The sequence below is a fragment of the Chryseobacterium sp. SIMBA_029 genome (assembly GCF_046535275.1).
GTDB lineage: Bacteria > Bacteroidota > Bacteroidia > Flavobacteriales > Weeksellaceae > Chryseobacterium.
Window position 1 is genome coordinate 1 of the sequence record NZ_JAWRXA010000269.1, and the last position, 275, is coordinate 275.

1 protein-coding gene is annotated in these 275 nt (G+C 40.4%); it reads right to left on the reverse strand.

From position 1 onward, the window contains the following. The coding region (locus SB679_RS24080) for an AMP-binding protein (RefSeq protein ID WP_410704762.1) at positions 1–275 on the reverse strand (275 nt) is incomplete at both ends.

Consider the following 275-nt stretch of genomic DNA (forward strand, 5'->3'; position numbering starts at 1 on the left):
CAAACTCTTCCCAGTTCTCATCAAAGAAAATTTCATGTTCAAGGGTAGGGCATACTTCTTTGGCATATTCTACCATCTCTTTGTAATTACTGGATTTGAAATGTAAGGAAGAGAAAATGAAGCGGACTTCAGACTGGTTCAGGACGTAAGTGAGTTCATGAGTTCTGTATGCCGGATTAATGTTGACTAAAATAGTTCCAATTCTGGCTGTGGCATATTGTAAAAGAACCCATTCATAGCGGTTCGAAGACCATATTCCGATTCGGTCGCCGGAT